This is a genomic window from Natrinema caseinilyticum (assembly GCF_024227435.1).
Classification (GTDB): domain Archaea; phylum Halobacteriota; class Halobacteria; order Halobacteriales; family Natrialbaceae; genus Natrinema; species Natrinema caseinilyticum.
The window spans coordinates 3,234,244-3,252,568 of record NZ_CP100445.1; the positions used below are offsets into that span (position 1 = coordinate 3,234,244).

Here is an 18,325-nt window from a genome sequence, read left to right on the forward strand (position 1 = left end):
GCTGTTTTCGGCTCAGAAGTGTCCCGAAGAGCTTGATACACGACGTTTAACGTCTGCATTCGGTGCATCACCTCACCCATCTCGTCGTCGAGGTCGGACACGTACTCGTGTTCCGTCCGAGATGGCTCGTCTTTGATGATCGTCACACCATCGAAGACGAACCAGAGGCCGACGAGGGCTAAGAGACCTCCGATCCATGAGTTCGGTGGATGGATAGCTGCAACGTATACACCTGCAATGAATACGGATGCCCCATAGGCAAGCCCGTTTGACCCCGCGGGAAGAGCATACATCTCGTCTACGACATTATGTGCCTCCACCGCGACAAATATGACTAATATTGGAACAATACTTCGTAGCGTCATCTCGGTAAAAGTCACGAATCCACCGAGCACGACGACCGTGGCGACGATCACTCGGAGGAACTTGTCCTCGTGAAGTGATGCGAGACGATGAGCCATAAGTAGTTAAACAAATGGAAGAAACATATATCAGTATTGTGTCCGTGGTGAGTAGGTATGCCTACTTATCGGCCAATTCACCAGGGAATCGAGTGTAGTCAACACCTGAGAATAGTTCTATGATACATTCTCTAAAATAATTTTAATTTGAGTGTAGATGTAACTTTGAAATTGCGTTGTTCGTTCAGAGTGACTAGTTCATGTTCGTTCCATCGATTCATCTTGTAATTCCGCTGCCCCTTCGATTACGACGAATCAGTTTCGTTTTTCCGATCGTCTCTGACGGCTCAACTCGCTGAACGACTGGTCTCTCGAGTCGACGATCGACCGCCGTCCCGATCACGCTAGCTTCGCTTGCCGAAGCTTGAATTAGCAGGACGGCTCATATCGAGCCATGTACGCCGTCGTCGGCTGTAGCGAGTGCTCGAACCTCTGGCTCATCGAGGGGCGTTCGGAGACGACCCAGTGCCCCCGCTGTGGCTCGCGCAAAGCCTACGAGAAGCGAAAGAAGTTCGTCGAAACCGACGACGCGGCCCACGCTCGCGACGTCCGGGCCTCGATGCTCGCGAACCGCCAGGGCGAGGGCGACGCCTTCGCGAGGCTCGACTCCTTCGCCGACCTCGAGGACGACGTGGCCGACGGCGTCGTCGACGAGTCGGAGTACCTCGCGGAGTCCGGCCTGGACGTCGAGGAAGTGAAAGCGGCGGGTGAACGCGACCCGCGGGGCCCGACCCGTAACGGGAGCAAGACGGAAATCGTGAAAGGGTCGCTCGAGGCCTTAGACCGGCCGACCGAGGACGAAATCGTCGCGTACGCCCGAGAGCGCGGCGTGTCCGCCGAGTACGTCAGAAACGCGCTCGAGAAACTGACGCGGCGCGGGGTCATAAGCGAGAGCCGTGGTCGGTATCGGTTGCTGTGATCTGCGAACGCGAGAGGCGGTGACGTCGACCGCGGTCCTCAGCGACCGAGATCCTCGTGTGCGCTCGCGAGGTGCCTCGAGGAGAGCGCGCCGAGCAGGGAGAGTTCGCCGGCGAGCGCGCCGACGGCGAAGATCTCGGCGAGCGCGTCGGCGTTCGACCCCGGCGGATCGCCGCCGCCACGGAGGCCGAGGATATCGAGCGCTTCGGCCTGGGTCGGCAGTTTGGTCCCGCCGCCGACGGTGCCGACCTCGAGCGAGGCGAGCGAGACGCTGGCGTAGAGATCGCTGGTACCGTCGTCGCGTCGACGCGCGTCCATCGTGGTGATCGTGTTGGCGGCCTCGACGACCTGCGCTTCGTCCTGGCCGGTCGCGAGGAAGGCGGCGCCGACGACGTTCGCGGCGTGGGCGTTGAACCCGAGACTGCCCGCTTTGGCGCTGCCGATCAGGTTCTTGCGGGTGTTGGCCTCCGCGATGGCCTCGGCGGTCGTGTGGAGGCGTTCCTCGACGAGTTCGCCGGGCACGAGTACGTCCGCGGTCACGGAACGGCCCCGTCCCTCGACGGCGTTGACCGCGGCGGGTTTCTTGTCCGAGCAGAGGTTCCCCGAGAGCGCCACGAGCGACGCGGGGGTTTCGGACTCGACGAGTTCGCAGGCCGTCCCGGTGGCGATCGTGGCCATGTTCATTCCCATCGCGTCCTTGGTGTCGTAGGCGAAGCGCAGGAAGACGGAGTCGCCGACGACGTACGGTTCGACGTCGAGCAGTTCGCCGTGGCTCGTCGTCGATTCGGCGGCCTCCCGCAGCGCCTCGACGTTGTCCCCGACCCACTCGACGGTCTCGGCGGCCTCGACGACGCCGTCGACGCGAAAGACGGGCGCGCGAGTCATGCCGTTTTTCGTGACGCGCGCCTCGGCGCCGCCCGCGGCGCGGATCACGCCGAGTCCGCGATTGACCGACGCCAGCAGCGCGCCCTCGGTCGTCGCGAGCGGCAGGTAGTGGTCGCCGTCGGCCGCGCCGCCGTCGACGGGAACGGGGCCCACGATGCCCATCGGAACCTGTGCGGCGCCGATCATGTTCTCGATGTTCGGGTCCGCCTGCTCCGCGGCGAACGCGTAGTCGCCGATCGCCTCGAGTTCGGCACCCGATTCGCGTTCGACGAGTACGCGCCGCGCTTCGGCCGCCGTATCGTGATCCGCGTGGTCCTCGAGTTCGTGCAGTCTGAGGTCGCCGTCACGCACCCGTTCGGCTATGTCCTCGGGGTCTGTCATGGATGGGTCGAGACGGTGGGGCGTCCTAACAGTTGCTGATTCCCACGCTCCGTTACCGCTCTCCCAGGTCGAGCGACCAGTCGGCACTCGAGGCCCGGTATCCGTCGAACGCCTCGTAACAGAGCAGTCCGAGTATCGAGCCGACCCCGACCGCCGCGATGAGCAGGGCCTGCAGTCCGGCCGCGCTGTCGGCGAAGGCGACGGCGAACGCGGCCGTCGCGATGGCTGCGAACCGGAGTCTGCTTTGCGACGTGGGCCCGGTGTCGCCATCGGTCGACGCGAGATAGAGCTGGGGCAGCACCACCGCGACGCCCGCAAACAGGACCAGCGACGGAAGCGGTCGGTCCCGAAGCGCGACCCCGAACTGGCGCTCTCCGACGAGTGAACCGGCCCGAACGAGGACGAACAAGAGGAACGATCCGAAGACGATGCGCCCCTCGCGGTCGAGCATACGGATCGGCCAACGGGCGGACAGGTCAAACTTGCGCTCCGTTGCAATTTCTCGAGTTCGGATCGCGACGCGGTGAGCGGTTCGATTTTTGGCCCTGGAGCGCAACCGACACTGCATGGACGTTGGACTCATCGTGACCGCGTACGGTGACATGGACCTCGCGGACGTCGCCATTCGTGCCGAAGACCACGGGTACAGTGCGATCTGGATCGGCGAACTCTGGGGTGCGAACGCCGTGGTTCAGGCGACCGAGATCGCCTGTCGAACCGACGAGATCCGCATCGGGACGGCGATCCTGAACGTCTATTCGCGCACCCCGGCCGTCCTCGCGATGACCGCAGCCTCCCTCGAGGACGTCTCCGACGGTCGGTTCACGCTCGGTCTCGGGACGAGCACGAAAATCGCCATCGAAGGCCTCCACGGACGGTCGTTCGATCGACCGGTCCGGCGCGCTCACGAGACGATCGAACTCGTCCGCGCGTTCACCGCCGGCGACGGCGAGCCGGTCGAGTACGAAGGCGAGTTACTCGAGGCGTCGTCGTTCCCGTCGCTCGACGTGTCCGTCCCGATCTACCACGCCGGCCTCGGACCGGCCAACCGCCGCGTCGTCGGCCGACTCTGTGACGGCTGGATTCCGCACAACATCCCCTTCTCGCGACTCGACGAGGCGTTCGAGGAGGTCGCAGCGGCCGCGCGGGAACGCGACCGGGATCCGGACGAGATCGCCATCGCACCGTACGTTCCGTCGGCGGTCAGCGACGACCCGGACGAGGCGCGCGATACCCTGCGCCGTCACATCGCCTACTACGTGGGAAGCGGCGAGGGCTACCGACGGGCGGTCGCGTCGAAGTTCCCGGACGCGGCCGACCGGGTCGCCGAGGCCTGGCGCGGCGGCGACAAGGGGGACGCCGCGAACGCGGTGACCGAGGAGATGCTCGCCGATCTCGGGGTCGCGGGAACGCCCGCGGACGCGCGCGAACAGCTCCGGACGCTGGTCGACGAGACGGGGATCGACCATCCGATCGTCGTCGTCCCCGACCCGGCCTCGCGGGAGGTGACCGAGACAACGATCGACGCGCTCGCACCCGAGCGGCTGTAGCTATCTCTTTTCGAGGCGAGAATCCCCGCCCGTTAGGGCGGGTGTGACGCCGACAACTCCGACACGATCGTGAGCCCGCTTCGCCGTCGGGTTCGGGATCGGTTTCCGCAGCACACCGTAGCTGACGTAGTCGAACTCCTCGCGAACGTCGACGATTCGCGGCCCGGTGTCTTCCGTCCGGATGTCGCCGCTCTCGAGGACCGGTTCCCGCTGAACGACGCCGCCGAACGGCGATCGATGTCGATCGTCCCCCGAGTGCCGACCGCTCGAGTGCGCAGTGGGCGCGGGCGTCGAAGCTCGCCGGACACGAGGCGGTCACGCCGTCGCAGCACCGACGTCTCGCGACGGTGCCGTCGGTGCTCGCGGGGAGCGCACGCTGTCGTGGGAAGGCCCCCCGATGGCGGCGAGTCGAATCGTACCCCGGGCCGGTTCGCGCCGCCGGTCTCGCCGCGTGACGTTCGAAAACGCGTCCTCGAGTACCGGACGCTCGGAACGAACGCCGCGAAAACGGACTTCGGTGACCGTGACTCTCGGCAGTGAACACCTGTCACGTCCGATGATACAACACCGATCGAGTTTCAGCCGCCGTATCAATTGGTGGTATTCCCACAGATCGTCCGTTCGAAGGAAAAAGTTATTCAATATCCCCCACTGATATGCGATCAACCACAGGTGACGTGAAATGGTCAAAATGGAAACGGCGGAGCTAGAAACCGATTTGAGTCTGTTCAAATACGACAACCTCGAGCAACTGCCGCCCCGATACCGGGATCTCGAGGCCGAGGAACGGACCGAACGCATCGAGGCGGCGCTCTCGGAACTCGGCGACGACGTCGTCATCCTGGGTCACAATTATCAGCGACGGGAGATCGTCGAACACGCCGACTTCATCGGCGACTCGTACCAGCTCTCGAAGGAAGCGGCCAACGCGGACGCCGAGTACGTGATCTTCGGCGGCGTGACGTTCATGGCCGAGAGCGCGGACATCATCACGGACGACGACCAGTCCGTGATCCTTCCGAGCATGGAAGCGTCGTGTCCGATGGCGGGGATGGCCGAGGCGCTCCAGGTCGACAGCGCGTGGGCCGAAATCACCGATGCGGCCCCCGACGCGAACATCATCCCGATCACCTACATGAACTCCTACGCGGACCTGAAGGCATTCTGTGCCAGCCAGGGGGGACTCGTCTGTACCTCCTCGAACGCGCACAAAGCGTTCGAGTACGCCTTCGAAAAGGGCGACAAGGTGCTGTTCCTGCCCGACAAGCACCTCGGAGAAAACACCGCCCACCGGCTCGGCATGGAAGACGAGATCGCCGAGTGGGACCCCTGGGACCCCGAGGGTAAGGACGCCGACGACGTCGCGGACAGCGACATCATCCTCTGGGACGGCTACTGCCAGGTCCACGAGCGGTTCCGGGTGGACCACGTAGACCGGGTTCGCGAAGCGAACCCGGATGCGAAGGTCATCGTCCACCCGGAGTGTCGCCGCGACGTCGTCGAGGCGGCGGACGTGGCCGGATCGACGGCGACGATCTGCGAGACGGTCGAAAACGCGGCCCCGGGCGACACCTGGGCCATCGGTACCGAAATTCACCTCACGAACCACCTCCAGCGCTGGCACCCCGAGGTGAACGTCGTGCCCCTCTGTGGCGACGCCTGCATGGACTGCAACGCCATGCGTCAGATCGACCCCAACTACCTCACCTGGGTTCTCGAGGAACTCGCCGAGGGTCGCGAACACAACGTGATCGAGGTCGCACCCGAGGAGAAGGAACTCGCGGGCGTCGCGCTCGATCGAATGCTCGAGATCTGATCGTGCTCACGAACGTGATCCACACATGACCGAAACAGACACCGCCACGGCGACCACGACCGACGGCGAAACGACCGACGTCCTCGTCGTCGGCAGCGGCATCGCGGGCTGTGCGGCCGCGCTCGCGGCCGCCAGGACGGGCGCGGACGTCCTCCTGGTGACGAAGGCGACGAAACCCGACGACGCGAGCACCGACTGGGCGCAGGGCGGCATCTCGACGACTCGCGGGAACCCCGAATCGCTCAAGAAAGACATCATCGACGCCAGCGACGGCACCGCCGATCCGGACGCCGTCGACGTTCTGGTCGAACACGCCGACGACGTCGTCGAAGACGTTCTCATCGACACCCTCGAGGTGGGATTCGACGAGACCGACGACGGCGCGCTCGACTACACGCGGGAGGCCGCCCACTCCGAATACCGAATCCTCCACGTCGACGCCGCGACCGGCACGCACATCCTGCGACCGTTCCTGAACCACGTCGACGATCACGAGCGCATCGAGGTTCGCCAGGACACCGCCGCGCTCGAGTTGATCACCGCCGAGGGACGCGTCCACGGCGTCGTCAGTGACGAAGAACCGACCGGCAAGCCGATCTACGCCGGCACGACGGTCCTCGCAACGGGCGGTATCGGCGCGCTCTACGGCCGCTCGACCAATCCCGACGACGCGACCGGCGACGGCATCGCCATGGCCGCCCTCGCGGGTGCGGACGTCGCCGACCTCGAGTACGTCCAGTTCCATCCCACCGCGTATGCGGGAAGCGAGGCGCGTAGCGCCTCGAAGCAAAGCGGCGAAGCCGCGGTGCGAGACGACACGTTCTTACTCTCCGAGGCGCTGCGCGGTGAGGGGGCGGTCCTCCGCAACGGCGACGGCGAGCGGTTCATGGAGGACTACCACCCGCAGGGCGACCTCGCGCCGCGTGACGTGGTCGCTCGCGGGGTCGAGGCCGAACGCGACGCGACCGGTGAAGTCGTCCTCGACGTGAGTCCACTCGAATTCGAGGCGGAGTATCCTGCCATCGCCGCGAAGTGTCGCGACCGGGGTATCGACGGCGACGAGATTCCCGTCGCGCCGTGCGAACACTTCCTCTGTGGCGGGATCGACGTCGACGACCGCGGGCGCACGAGCCTCGATCGGCTCTACGCCGTCGGCGAGTGCGCCCGCACCGGCGTCCACGGTGCGAACCGACTGGCGAGTACGAGCCTGCTCGAGGGACTCGTCTGGGGGCTCCGAGCGGGCGGGGACGCGGCCAGCGAGGTGCAACGCGCCTCGAGGCGAAGCGGTGAAACCGCGGAGCGATTCGAACCCGAGGTCGTCGAGGCCCCCGACCTCCTGAATCGGGACCCGGAACTGCCCGAGCGCTTCGCCGCGGAGAAGTTTACCCGTCTGAAACGGACGATGGACGAGTATCTGGGTCTCGAGCGCGATCCCGACGATATCGCACGCGCGAGCGCCGTCCTCAGGCGGCTCAAAGGCGAGGTCGACGCCTACACCCGCACGCGAACGGCTCGCGACCTGTACGAACTCCGCAACGCCAGCGTCACCGCGTTGTTGATAGCGCGCGCGGCGGGTGAGAACACCGAGTCGGTGGGTTGTCACTACGTCGCCGACGACGAAGCGCCCCTCGCGGAACGATAGCGCCCATCCGTCGCGCCACTTCCGTCCCGTCCGTCGCTCGTTACGGACGCGAATCCGACGGTGAGCTTTCCGAATCTCCCGACACCGGTCGCCTCTGCTCCCGCCGCCGTGTCGGCGCTGCCCGTTCGGCGGTCGGCTCCGCCCACTCGGTGACCACGTCGTCGCTCGAGACGCGGATCTCGCGCTGTGGGAACGGAATGTCGATGTCCGCGTCGGTCAGCGTCTTGTACATCGCTCTGTTGAGCTTGTGCGTCGCTTTGGCCGCGCGCGTCGGCGAGGCCACCCAGCACAGCAGTTCGTACTGGAGCGCCGAGTCACCGAACGATCGAAACCGCATCCGCGGCTTCGGCGAGTCGAGAACGAGCGATTCCTCCGCAGCGATCTCGAGAACGAGGTCCTCGAACGCGTCGATGTCCGTCCCGTAGCCGACGCCGATCGGGACTTTGAGTCGCTTCCGGCGCTTCGGAGCCGACTGGTTGATCACCTTCGCGGCGTTTAGAACCGAGTTCGGAACGGTGACCAGCACTTCGTCGCGCATCATAAGCGTCGTCGAACGAATGCCGACCGAGACGACGGTCCCCGCTTCACCGGAATCCAGTTCGATGTAATCGCCCAGCTTGTAGGTATCGTCGAAGTAGAGCGCGATCCCGCCGAAGAAGTTGGCGACGGTGTCTTTCGCGGCGAACCCGACGGCGATACCCGCGACGCCGGCGGCCCCGAGCAGCGGCGAGATGCTGTACTCCCACAGCGACAGCAAAACGGCGACCGTGCCGGCGAAGACGATCAGCGTCCAGACGTTCGAGAAGACGGGCGCGAAGTCGAACCGCGAGCCCTTGTCCTTGATCTCCTCGACGAACCGGTTGACGATCCGGTTCGAGGCGAACGCCCAGGCGACGATGATGACCGACAGCGACGGCTTTCCGAAGAACGTCTCGAGTTGGTCGTCGGTCACCACGACCGTTTCCGTGACCGAGGGAAGCTGCGTGAGCAGATAGACGCCCGTCAGCGCGGCCGTCACCACGATCGGCAATCGGAGTTCCTCGACGAGGATGTGATCGTACCGCGTCTTCGTCCGACTCGTGTATCGAAGCAGCGCCCGGAGAACGACCATCTCGAGGGCGATCGCGATGCCGAGGGAGATGCCGACGAGCAGGATCGTCGCCTGCCAACCGGGAACGCCGTCGAAGAGCCGCGTGAGTAGATCGAGGAGAGCCGCGTTCATACGGGGAAAAGGAAGATGGACGAGGTAATAGTTTCTGAAGCCCGACTGTCAAATTTACGCGACCGTCCCCGAAGCGAACAGGTAGTTCCGCGGTCGGCACAAACGGGCCCTTTATTTCCGGCGGGGCCGCACCCGCATCCACGGCTGCATGATCACCGACGCACAAATCGAACGCTGGCTGCGCGAGGACGTCGGCCACCACGACGTCAGCAATCAGGTCCCGGGCGAGACGACCGGTCGACTCGTTGCCAAAGAATCGGGCGCCGTCGCCGGCCTCGAGGCCGCGGCGGCCGTCTTCGGCTCTCTCGACGTGTCCGTGACCGATCGGCTCGAGGACGGGACCGACGTCGACGCCGGCGACGAACTGCTCCGGGTCGTCGGTCCGGCACGGTCGGTCCTTCGGGGGGAGCGGGTCGCCGTCAACCTCGCGGGCCACGCCTCGGGGATCGCGACGCGGACGCGCGACGCCGTCGAGAACGCGCGGACCGAATCGGACGACGTGGCGATCGCAGCGACGCGAAAGACGACGCCCGGTCTGCGAGGGCTGGAGAAACGCGCCGTCGTCGCGGGCGGCGGCGACACCCATCGGCTCGACCTCTCTCACATGGCGATGGTCAAGGACAACCACATCGCGGAGATGGGCCTCGAGAATGCGGTCGCTCACTTCCAGGAGGAGACGTCGTTCGTAACGAAGATCGACGTCGAGGTCGAAGACGTCGCTGACGCCCCCCGGGCGGCCGAGGCGGGTGCGGACATCGTCCTGCTCGACAACATGACGCCCGAGGAGACGCGGGCGGCCGTCGACGACCTCGCCGATTACGAGGGCGTCCTGACCGAAGCGAGCGGCGGTATCACGGTCGCGGACGTCCCGGCGTACGCCGCGACGGGCGTCGACGTGATCTCGATGGGGTCGCTCACCCACTCGGCACCGTCGCTCGATCTGTCGTTTCGCACCGGCCGGTGAATCCGCGCGCGCCGGGTCACTCCGCGGTCCAATTTTGCACGTCTGACTCCTCGAGGAACAGCGACGGGTCGTCGTGGGAGAAGCTGACCCAGCCGTCGTCCGGGTCCGACAGGACGTGAATCAACAGTTCTTCGTCGACGAGCGCCGTTTCGAAGACGGAACGCGCCTCGGTGATGTCGTAGGAAAGCGGGACGAAGATCGCGGTTTCTTCGTCCTCGTCGCGCTCGACCGCGAGCGCGACCCGCCGATCGCTGCCCCCGTCGGCGAGCGGGCGGTAGTAGACGTCCGCGGCCGAGATCGTGATCCCGCCCGTTTCGATCCGGTCCGAGACGAGGTCGTACTCGTCGTCGGAGACCGTGACGTCGAGTCCGATCCGCTCGTCGCTCTCGACCGGCGAGACCCCGGTGGGCTCGAGAACGACGGCGTTCCAGCCGTCGTCGCGGTACTCCGCGGCGATGTCGCGTGCGTCTTCGAGGAGGTCGCCCCACAGCGGCGCCGTCGAATTCGAGCCGTCCGGGTCAGCGTCCGCGTCGTCGTCGGCTGCCGATTCGTCCGTCGTTTCGGGCCGATCCTGCGTCATCGTCTCCCCTCCGGTCGGTATCGTGACGTCATACTCGAGTAGGCCACCGCGGAACGGGAAAACGTTACCTGACGTCGGTTACCGTTTTCCGTGACTCCCCGACCAGCGCGTCCTCGAGTGCCACCCGAACGCGCTCCGGATCCGACGGCCCGTCCGCGTCTTCGACGGTTCCCACGGTCGACGGATCGAACGGCACCTCGAGCGCGCCGTAGACGCCCTCGAGAACGTCTGCGAGTTCGCCGCGGTTGGCCACGGGGACGACGCCGGCGACGAGCGCGGCGTCCTGTCGAACGCGCTGTGCGATACCGACGAGTTTCCGCTGGCGTCCGACGGCGGTTCCGCCTGCCACCGATAGCGAGTGCGTTCCGGGACAGAACGAGTCCGCCGGCTCGCCGCGGCTCGGCTCCACGTCAAGCGATCGAAGCGCTCGCGCGACGTCGACCGTGGCCCGCTCGTATCGGTCGGCGGTTCCGGTCCGGAAATCGGCGGTCGGCTCGGCGCGAGCGAACGCCAGCGTCGTCTCGCCGTCGTACGCGACCGCCCGCCCGCCGACCGCGCGCTCGATCGGCGGAAAGCCGCGCTCGCGCGCGGCCTCGCGGGCGCGATCGTACCCACCGCGGCGGGCGTCTCGGCGGCCGAAGGCGATCTGGCGGTGGGGGACCCAGACGCGGACGGCGCGGTCGCCGGTCGCGGCGATCGACAGTAGCTGCCGACTCACGTCGCGGTCGGCCGCGATCGAGGCCGCTCGCCCACGAAACACGCGCATAGCGGAACGTCGGACTCGATGCACCTAAACGCTCCCGCCGCCCAGTGTACGCTACTCGATGGCCGTTACGCTTCCCGAAGTCGTGCTGGGGCAGTACGAACGCTTCTCGCTCTACAATTCGCCGTATCCGGCACACGACGGCGGCTGTGCGATCGACCTGTACCCCGGAACGCTGGTCGACGGCCGGACGACCGCCGCGCCGAGTCCGGTCGCCGGTACCGTTACCGAGACCCGCACCGTGCGCGCGCCGCCGAAACCCTACGCGCCCGAACACGACCACGTGACTCTGATCGATTGCGAGGGTCCCGCTGCGCTCGCTGGGCTGACGGTCCGCATCCTCCACGTCGAGCCGACCGTCGAGTCCGGCGATTGGATCGACCGCGGTGACTCGCTGGGCCGACTCGTCCGGGCGGGCTTTTTCGCGCCGTGGGTCGACAATCACCTCCACGTCGGCTTCCGCGCCCCCGAGCAGAATCCGTACCGCGCGTCGGGGTCGCTCCCGATCGACCTCGAGGTCTCGCCTCGGCCGACCGCGTGGGACGGCAACGGTCGGGTCGTCTCGAGCGGCGAGACCTACGCGGTGCTGGACGCACCCGCTCATCCCGACCCCGGCACGGGATTCGTCGGCGTACGGGCCGACGGCGGCGGCGTTCTGGACGGCGGATTGCCACACTACGACGGCGGCGGCGTGTTCGGACGGCGCGGGTCGCTCGAGGACGGTTCCGAGTCGGTTTCGCTGAACGGCGACCGACTCGGCGTCGCGGACGGCCGGACGATCACGTGGGACGACGTGACCGTCACGGCGAACGGCGACCCGATCACCGGTCTGTCGCTGTTCTGCGCTCGAGACGGCGATTTCGGCGCCAAGCTGATCTGTCCGGATCGCACGTTCGACGTCGGCGAGCGGGTACGTGTGCGGGTTCGGTCGTCCGAGTCGTAGTCAAATAGGAACGGGAGGGACGTTTCCCGCTCGGGCGATGGACCGACGCGCTCGACCGGCGGAGGCGCGTCACTCTCTCGGCCACCGTCTCGAGTCCAGCTTTCGGACGTTACCGTTCGCGGTGGGCTGCTTTCGCTCGCTGGTAGGCGTCGTCGTCGCGGACGCGGGTCCAGTACGTCCGGAAAACGAGCGCGGCGGCTCGTTTGTCCCGGTCGGCCCAGCGGCGTGGTTCGCGTTCGTCACCGCTCTCGTCGTACTTCGTCCCGCCGGGATACTTCGCGTAGCGCATCGCTCGCGTGTACCCCATTCGGAGGTATTTTTGGGCCATGTCCATCCCCGGAAATTCGTCGTCGTCGCGGTAGCGTTCGTACCGTTCGTAGATCGCCGTCGCGGACTCGCGGGCCGCCGCTGCGTCCGCGTAGGACCACAGCGGGAGGAGTTCGCTCTTGTACGGTTCGACTTTGAAGACGCCCGCCTCGCCGCGCCCGATCTCGTACTTTTCTGGATGCTCGCGAAAATCGACGTCGTATTCGGGGCCGTCGTCACTCATCGGACTCACCGCGGAAAGAGCCGTGTGCGACGTCTCCCGAGACAGTTGCATCGGCCATCAACGCACGAACGGTCCGAAGCGGGAAGAACCCTCGTCGAGCGAAAATCGAGAAACGTAGCGGTAAAGTCGGTTGCACGGTGACGAGCGTATATGACGCGTGATATGCAGGCGCTGATCGAGGAGTTCGGTGACCTCGAGAGCGTGCTCCAACACTTTCTCGACGAGAATCAGGAGTTTCTCTCCTGGCTCGGAACGACGGTCGAGCACATCGGCGACGGCACGATGACGCTCGCGATTCCCTACGACGAGAAACTGACCAACGTGCGTCCGAACGCGCCGGACGACCGACGTGACGATCTTCACGGGGGCGTCGCCGCGACCCTCATCGATACCGTCGGCGGGTTCTCGCTTCGGACCGCGATCGAGGACGAGGAACCGTTCTCCGTCGGTATGGCGACGATCAACCTGAACGTCAACTACCTCCGGCCGGCGACCGGCGACCTCGAGGCGACGGCGAACGTGATTCGGGTCGGCCAGAGCGTCGGCGTCAGCGAGATCACCGTCGAGAGCACGACCCCCGACGGGGAAACGAAGGCCGTCGCGACCGGGCAGGGCGCGTATCGAGTGTTCAGACACGACTGAGCGGCTATCGAGGGACGAGTGGCGACGGCAGGGTGAAGCGACGGGGCAGCGCCGACGATGCAGTCGTCAGGAGCCAGCGGTCAACGTTCGAAGTCGGAGTAAGAAAAATCCCGTCAGGAGGACGAACGCGACGGCTGGCACCGCCGCGCCCGACGAGACGAAGTACCAGAGCGCGTACGCACTGATCGCGATTCCCAGCAGGTACACCGACCGCAATCGTCCCTCGTTCATTCCGAATCGTCCCCGTGTTCCGCTCCGGGTCGCGGTCTCGTCACTCGGTGCTCGAGTCGCGGATGCGGCGTGGCCATGCAGACTCGTTCGAGGCGCCGCGACGAAAAGACGCCGGGATCGAGCGGGCGACGGCGGAAAGATGGCGGGATCGATTACGCGAACTGGACGTTCTCGCTCGGATCCACTTCGCCGAACAGCCACGCGGCGTGATCCAGGGCGTACTCGTGGTGTTCGTCCTCGATCGCCCCGATGCAGTCCTCGACCAGGACCGGATGGAAGTCCCGGAGTCCGGCGCTGCCACCGGTGTGAAGGACGCAGACGTTCGCGAGCGTCCCGCAGATCACGAGGTTCTTGATCCCGCGGGCGTCCAGCCACCCCTCGAGTTCGGTGTTGTAGAAGGCGTCGTAGGTGTGTTTTTCGACGATGTGATCCTCGTCTTCGACGGGGAGTTCCTCGACGATCTCCGCCTCCCACGTTCCCTCGAGGACGTGTTTCCCCCACTGCTCGAACTCGTCGTAGTAGTGGGTGTCCTCGAACTGTTCGAGCGTGTGGACGTCGCGGGTGTAGACGATCTGCACCCCGGCCTCGCGGGCTCTTTCGACGAGGTTCGCGATCGGCTCGATGACCTCCTCGCTGCCCGGCGCGTACAGCGACCCGTCCGGGTGACAGAACCCGTTTTGCATGTCGATGACCAGGACTGCCGTCCTGTCTGGGTCGAATCGCATATGTACTCGATTCTAGGGATTGGACCGTAAAAACGATCACGTCTGGCTCGAGGTCGGTCGAGATGGCTGTCTGGCTGACGGCACCCAGTCAGTCGTCGCACTCGCCGAAGGGATCGACGAGCGACGACGCAGAGTCGCCCGTCGAACGGACGACCGATGCGGATTCGATTCCCACCGTCGCGTCGGGGCGACGGTCGGTCCGGAATCCGCGCCGCAACGCGTCGGCCGGCTGAGCGCGGGTGACGGATACCCGACCGGCAACGTCGAGCCACGTGGCTGTGGGGACTCGAGGGAGACTGCGACAACCCCGTGTCGGGGGTCACGGGCGCGGGACGGACCCGCCCCAGCGACCAAACGACTAAATTCGTGCTCCCAGTGTGTTCGGTCGTGTCACCGGAGACCGATGCGGTTCGGGTCTGGCTCGTCGAGCGTGGATACAACAACCGCGATCTGATCATCCTTCAGTACGCGACTCCCGACGGGGATCGGGTCTACCGACGGGAGCTCGCACCGCAGGCTCTCGAGACGGCGACAGTGACCGCCGCCAAGGACGTCTCTCCCGGCGATCTCGAGGCCGTCGACGACGCGGACGTGCGGAAACGGTACGCGGCAGAAGCCGGACGGATGGCCGACGAGCACGACCCCGACGACGTGATTTGACCGCCACTCGTCCGTTTCGGGTCGTGATTTCCCGCCGTCGCTCGCCGACGGAACGGCCGTCCGAGTTGCCAGAAGTGGTTCGGGGACGTCCGAGAGATCTCGTTTCTCTGTACTCACAGAGAGACGGGTGGAAGAAGTGTCTCGGTCGCGAGCGAGACAAGCAGCCATACGTCCGGCGTCGGGTTGCTGTCCGACCTGAGTCCGGAGTTCCTTCTCGGCGGTGCGCTAGCGGCGAGCGGTACCGGTCTCTCTCCGGGATGTACAATATGCGTAACGAACGGTTGGCTGTCCGCCAATAGCGCGGCCCCTCGAGGACACCGGATCCGTCCCGGAAACGAGGGACGGGCTACTGGCCGACGTTCGAAACGGAATACAATCGGGCGGCCGCGTTACGGCGCCTACACCATCTCGCGGCACGACTCGGCGCACGCTTCGACGACGTCGGCACAGACCTGGCAGTGGTCGTGGTCGTGACGTCGACACTCCTCGGCGCACTCCTCGGCGGCTCCGGCGGTGGCTTCGGCGAGTTCGGTGCTGTAATTCGAATTGCGCGCCATGAATCGGGCGTGGTCGCTCGCGAGGTCGGCGACGTCCCGACAGAGGCGGATGCAGCGGGACATGTCCATGTCTTCGTCGAGACACTCGTCCGCGCACCACTCGCAGGCCTGCACGGCTTCGAAGCAGTTGTCTATACACTCGTCCTCGAGTTCGTTCAGGTCGAGTTCTGCAAGTGACATTGCGTGGAGAGGACGCCCCCGACGGGAAAGGGCGTTGTGCCTTCGCATCCAGTGTGCGTTCGGACGGCGCTCAGGCGCCCATCTCGCTTCCCATCTTCGCGGGATTCATCATTCCTTCCTTGACCCCGGCGTAGATGAGCAGAAGGTTGACCGGATACGCCGCGACCAGCCCGACGGTGAGCGAGAAGACGAGGCCGGTCCAGAACAGCACTTCGCCCATGCCGGCCTCGCCGGCGAGCCAGAGGTCGGTGCCGATGGCGACGATCTCCATCACGGTGATGCTCGCCGTCTCCGAGTAGAACGCGTCCCAGAGCGCCTCGCGCAGGCCGACGCCCTCTTGCATCAGCGGTCCGACGGTCAGCGCGTACCCGAAGAGGTACGCCAGCGCGAAGGTGAGTAGCACGGTCCCGGTCGTCTTGAACGCGAGCAGTCCAACCGCGATGGAGATGCCGAGGACTTCGCCGGTTCCACAGCCCGAATAGCAGTGGCTGACGGATCGAAACCCCTTCCGCCAGAACGAGTCGTGATCGATCTGCGTGCGCCCCGACCACCAGTAGCCGACGAGGCCGACCGGCCCGGAGTAAAGCACTGTAAAGCCCCAGACGAACTGCATCAGGCTCTTCAGTTCCGAATTGTTCCTCCGAAGGTCCCACGTGAGAACTGCGAGCGAGACGGTGACGAGGGCCCCCCACGCCGTGAGGTACGCGGGATTCGTCAGGACGTTTCGTAACGCCTGCTGGATTCCCATGGGAGAGGGAAGACGGTCGACCTTTACCGGGATTCGGCATGCGAAAGCAGCGTCCCCCCATCTCTCCGGGAAGCTCGACGAGCCGGATTACGACGCGGCGGCAATTACCGAGGGGCCCCCACCTCGCCGTCCGCAGTCGGAGCCGTACGGAGCTGTCCCCGGAGATACTCCTCGCCGCGTCGCGTCAACCGGTACTTCCCGCGTTCGACCTTCTCGAGGAGTCCGTTGGACTCGAGTTCGAGCAAGCGACGGTTCACCTCCTTTCGGCTGTAGCCGGTGTTGAAGGCCACGACGGACGGCGTCAGGACGAGGCCGGTTCCGTGGAACGCGCCGAGAATCTCGTCGTCCATCGGCGTCATCCACTCGGCTGGCCGTCGAACCCGGGAGGGCTCGCTCAACAATGCGCGCGCCCACTCCGTCGTCCGTACGTCGTTCGTCACGGGATCGTAGAGACCGAAGATGACCAGCGCGGCGGCAGTTCCGTGGACCCAGTGGACGAGCGAGGGGGCGACCAGTTCGGCGAGCGGTCCGCCGATCACGGCAAGCACCAGCCCCGCGACGGTGACGAGAACGAACCGACGGTACGCCGTTACGGAGGCCTCGAGCGAAAGGAAGTAGAGGAGTTCGACGGCCACGACGATCCCGACCGCCAGGTTGTAGCCGACGAACGGAGGCAATCCGTTCACGGCGTGTCACCTCTCGATCGACCCCGGTGGAGCTGCCGATGGCGGAGGATCAACAGCCCGAGAACGATCGCGACGGTCGTGTTCGCCGCGCTCCGGAGCACGTGGAGGGCCAGCGGCTCCGGTCCAGTGACGAGCAACGTCGCGTGGTACATCGTCAGTGCGACCATCCCGAACGAGAGGAGCGCGATCGCCGTTCCGAAGGGCGAGTTCCGGAAGATTCCCCAGGACAGGAGCGCGAACACGCCGGCACCAGTTCCGGCGACGATCGCGAAGGGGAGACCGAAGAGATGGACGAGGGAGTGAGGCATACCCCTGGCTCGGGGTTCGATCGTCGTGAAGCTGCGGCATGGGATTTCACCGCCGCGACGACGAGCCGGCGTGACGCAACGACGCATTTCGCCACTCGACGTCGCCACCCGACGATAGGGAACCGAGTCGGCCTCGGTTTCTCGGCCGTGAAACCGTCTCGCCATCCGCCGATAATCGCTCGTATTGCGGCCCGTCAGATCGGTGAGGGCCGTGGTAGCTGCCGCGGAGAGCGTCCTCACCGTTTGGCCGGCCGCCGTGGGGAGCGGATAACAAAACCCGTCTGCGCCCACCGATCGACTGGTATGGCACTGACCCAGATCGATCACGTGAGCGAGAACGAAGAGATGCAAGAGTGTATCGACAGCTGCTTCGAGTGCGTGCAGGCCTGCGAGTGGTGCGCGGACGAGTGCGCCGACGACGGCGAAGAAATGGCCGAGTGCCTGCGCCTCTGTCGGGACGTCGCCGATCTGGCGGAGATGCACGCGCGGTTCATGTCCCGCGATTCCGGTTTCAGAACGGACCTCGCCTCGATCACCGCCGACGCCTGCGAAGAGTGCGCCGACGAGTGCGAGCGACACGATCACGAGCACTGTCAGGTCTGTGCGGACGTCCTCCGCGACTGCGCGGAAACCTGCAGGAACATGGCCTCGGCCTGAGCCACCCCTCGCGATTCGCCGTCCCGGGCGACGACCACGACCGCCCGAACGGAGCTCCGTTCTCGGAATAGCGACAGCACCCGACCCGGATGCCGCACGCGGACACGGTTACGAAACGGATCATCGGAAGCGACGACGGTTTCGATCGGTCTTCCGACGTGTCGGTCACGCCCGCGGCCGGCTCGGTCTTCGAGAGCCGCCCCTTCGTGTGACTGCCCAATCGGGAACTCGATCCGTCGACAAGATATCGATCGGC

Annotated in this window: 22 protein-coding genes; 10 read left to right on the top strand and 12 right to left on the bottom strand. The window is 65.7% G+C overall.

The features are described 5' to 3' along the window. Positions 1–855 precede the first annotated feature (855 nt). Positions 856–1,380, top strand: a complete 525-nt coding sequence (locus NJT13_RS15855) for a DUF5817 domain-containing protein (RefSeq protein ID WP_254522608.1) — start codon at positions 856–858, stop codon at positions 1,378–1,380. Positions 1,381–1,418: 38 nt separating this feature from the next. Here NJT13_RS15855 and hmgA read toward each other — a convergent pair whose 3' ends face one another. Further along, the gene (gene hmgA / locus NJT13_RS15860) at positions 1,419–2,645 is read right to left on the bottom strand and encodes a hydroxymethylglutaryl-CoA reductase (NADPH) (RefSeq protein ID WP_254522609.1); all 1,227 of its coding nucleotides are present in this window, start codon (positions 2,643–2,645) and stop codon (positions 1,419–1,421) included. A gap of 52 nt (positions 2,646–2,697) precedes the next feature. After that, complete coding sequence (locus NJT13_RS15865; protein WP_254522610.1) at positions 2,698–3,096, bottom strand: hypothetical protein; 399 nt, start codon at positions 3,094–3,096, stop codon at positions 2,698–2,700. 115 nt (positions 3,097–3,211) lie between these two features. On the opposite strand from NJT13_RS15865, the gene NJT13_RS15870 reads away from it, so the two are divergent. The 3 genes from NJT13_RS15870 (at position 3,212) to NJT13_RS15880 (ending at position 7,653) form a co-directional block, all read left to right on the top strand. Further along, positions 3,212–4,195 carry an LLM class flavin-dependent oxidoreductase gene (locus tag NJT13_RS15870; RefSeq protein WP_254522611.1) on the top strand — a complete coding sequence of 328 codons (984 nt, stop codon included), beginning with the start codon at positions 3,212–3,214 and terminating at the stop codon, positions 4,193–4,195. Positions 4,196–4,877: 682 nt separating this feature from the next. Next, entirely contained in the window at positions 4,878–6,011 is a 1,134-nt protein-coding gene (gene nadA, locus NJT13_RS15875; RefSeq protein ID WP_254522612.1) for a quinolinate synthase NadA, read from the top strand. A 25-nt stretch (positions 6,012–6,036) separates the two neighbouring features. Beyond that, a complete protein-coding gene (locus NJT13_RS15880) occupies positions 6,037–7,653 on the top strand; it encodes an L-aspartate oxidase (protein ID WP_254522613.1) in 1,617 nt (538 codons plus the stop codon). Positions 7,654–7,693: 40 nt separating this feature from the next. Here NJT13_RS15880 and NJT13_RS15885 read toward each other — a convergent pair whose 3' ends face one another. Next, positions 7,694–8,875: a mechanosensitive ion channel family protein gene (locus NJT13_RS15885; protein WP_254522614.1), complete on the bottom strand. Its 1,182-nt coding sequence runs from the start codon at positions 8,873–8,875 to the stop codon at positions 7,694–7,696. Positions 8,876–9,023: 148 nt separating this feature from the next. On the opposite strand from NJT13_RS15885, the gene nadC reads away from it, so the two are divergent. Further along, positions 9,024–9,839: a carboxylating nicotinate-nucleotide diphosphorylase gene (gene nadC, locus NJT13_RS15890; protein WP_254522615.1), complete on the top strand. Its 816-nt coding sequence runs from the start codon at positions 9,024–9,026 to the stop codon at positions 9,837–9,839. A gap of 16 nt (positions 9,840–9,855) precedes the next feature. On the opposite strand, the gene NJT13_RS15895 is transcribed toward nadC, so the two are convergent. Next, a complete protein-coding gene (locus NJT13_RS15895; RefSeq protein ID WP_254522616.1) occupies positions 9,856–10,419 on the bottom strand; it encodes a DUF7529 family protein in 564 nt (187 codons plus the stop codon). A gap of 64 nt (positions 10,420–10,483) precedes the next feature. After that, a complete protein-coding gene (locus NJT13_RS15900; RefSeq protein WP_254522617.1) occupies positions 10,484–11,185 on the bottom strand; it encodes a lipoyl protein ligase domain-containing protein in 702 nt (233 codons plus the stop codon). A gap of 58 nt (positions 11,186–11,243) precedes the next feature. Here NJT13_RS15900 and NJT13_RS15905 point away from each other — a divergent pair, with 58 nt between their 5' ends. Then, a complete protein-coding gene (locus NJT13_RS15905; RefSeq protein WP_254522618.1) occupies positions 11,244–12,125 on the top strand; it encodes a DUF8155 domain-containing protein in 882 nt (293 codons plus the stop codon). Between the two features lie 109 nt (positions 12,126–12,234). On the opposite strand, the gene NJT13_RS15910 is transcribed toward NJT13_RS15905, so the two are convergent. Further along, positions 12,235–12,675 (bottom strand): DUF4385 family protein, encoded by a 441-nt coding sequence (locus NJT13_RS15910; protein ID WP_254522619.1) that lies wholly within the window; start codon positions 12,673–12,675, stop codon positions 12,235–12,237. Positions 12,676–12,825: 150 nt separating this feature from the next. Here NJT13_RS15910 and NJT13_RS15915 point away from each other — a divergent pair, with 150 nt between their 5' ends. Next, positions 12,826–13,317, top strand: a complete 492-nt coding sequence (locus NJT13_RS15915; protein ID WP_254522620.1) for a PaaI family thioesterase — start codon at positions 12,826–12,828, stop codon at positions 13,315–13,317. A 66-nt stretch (positions 13,318–13,383) separates the two neighbouring features. Here NJT13_RS15915 and NJT13_RS15920 read toward each other — a convergent pair whose 3' ends face one another. Further along, entirely contained in the window at positions 13,384–13,548 is a 165-nt protein-coding gene (locus tag NJT13_RS15920; protein ID WP_254522621.1) for a hypothetical protein, read from the bottom strand. A 152-nt stretch (positions 13,549–13,700) separates the two neighbouring features. Continuing rightward, positions 13,701–14,273: a cysteine hydrolase family protein gene (locus tag NJT13_RS15925; RefSeq protein WP_254522622.1), complete on the bottom strand. Its 573-nt coding sequence runs from the start codon at positions 14,271–14,273 to the stop codon at positions 13,701–13,703. 62 nt (positions 14,274–14,335) lie between these two features. Between NJT13_RS15925 and NJT13_RS15930 the strand changes: the two genes are divergently transcribed. Beyond that, on the top strand, positions 14,336–14,506 hold the full coding sequence (locus NJT13_RS15930) for a hypothetical protein (protein WP_254522623.1): 171 nt from the start codon (positions 14,336–14,338) through the stop codon (positions 14,504–14,506). Positions 14,507–14,660: 154 nt separating this feature from the next. Next, positions 14,661–14,933 (top strand): DUF7967 family protein, encoded by a 273-nt coding sequence (locus NJT13_RS15935; RefSeq protein WP_254522624.1) that lies wholly within the window; start codon positions 14,661–14,663, stop codon positions 14,931–14,933. 398 nt (positions 14,934–15,331) lie between these two features. On the opposite strand, the gene NJT13_RS15940 is transcribed toward NJT13_RS15935, so the two are convergent. The 4 genes from NJT13_RS15940 to NJT13_RS15955 all read right to left on the bottom strand — a co-directional run bounded on the left by NJT13_RS15940 (position 15,332) and on the right by NJT13_RS15955 (position 17,412). Then, a complete protein-coding gene (locus tag NJT13_RS15940; RefSeq protein WP_254522625.1) occupies positions 15,332–15,670 on the bottom strand; it encodes a four-helix bundle copper-binding protein in 339 nt (112 codons plus the stop codon). Between the two features lie 70 nt (positions 15,671–15,740). Continuing rightward, on the bottom strand, positions 15,741–16,418 hold the full coding sequence (locus NJT13_RS15945) for a DUF4396 domain-containing protein (RefSeq protein WP_254522626.1): 678 nt from the start codon (positions 16,416–16,418) through the stop codon (positions 15,741–15,743). Between the two features lie 104 nt (positions 16,419–16,522). Next, positions 16,523–17,104, bottom strand: coding sequence for a phenylalanine--tRNA ligase subunit alpha (locus NJT13_RS15950; RefSeq protein ID WP_254522627.1), 582 nt, complete (start codon positions 17,102–17,104; stop codon positions 16,523–16,525). Then, positions 17,101–17,412, bottom strand: coding sequence for a hypothetical protein (locus NJT13_RS15955; RefSeq protein ID WP_254522628.1), 312 nt, complete (start codon positions 17,410–17,412; stop codon positions 17,101–17,103). Before NJT13_RS15955 ends, NJT13_RS15950 begins: the two co-directional genes overlap by 4 nt. Positions 17,413–17,715: 303 nt before the next feature. On the opposite strand from NJT13_RS15955, the gene NJT13_RS15960 reads away from it, so the two are divergent. Continuing rightward, positions 17,716–18,069: a four-helix bundle copper-binding protein gene (locus NJT13_RS15960; protein ID WP_254522629.1), complete on the top strand. Its 354-nt coding sequence runs from the start codon at positions 17,716–17,718 to the stop codon at positions 18,067–18,069. Positions 18,070–18,325 lie beyond the last annotated feature (256 nt).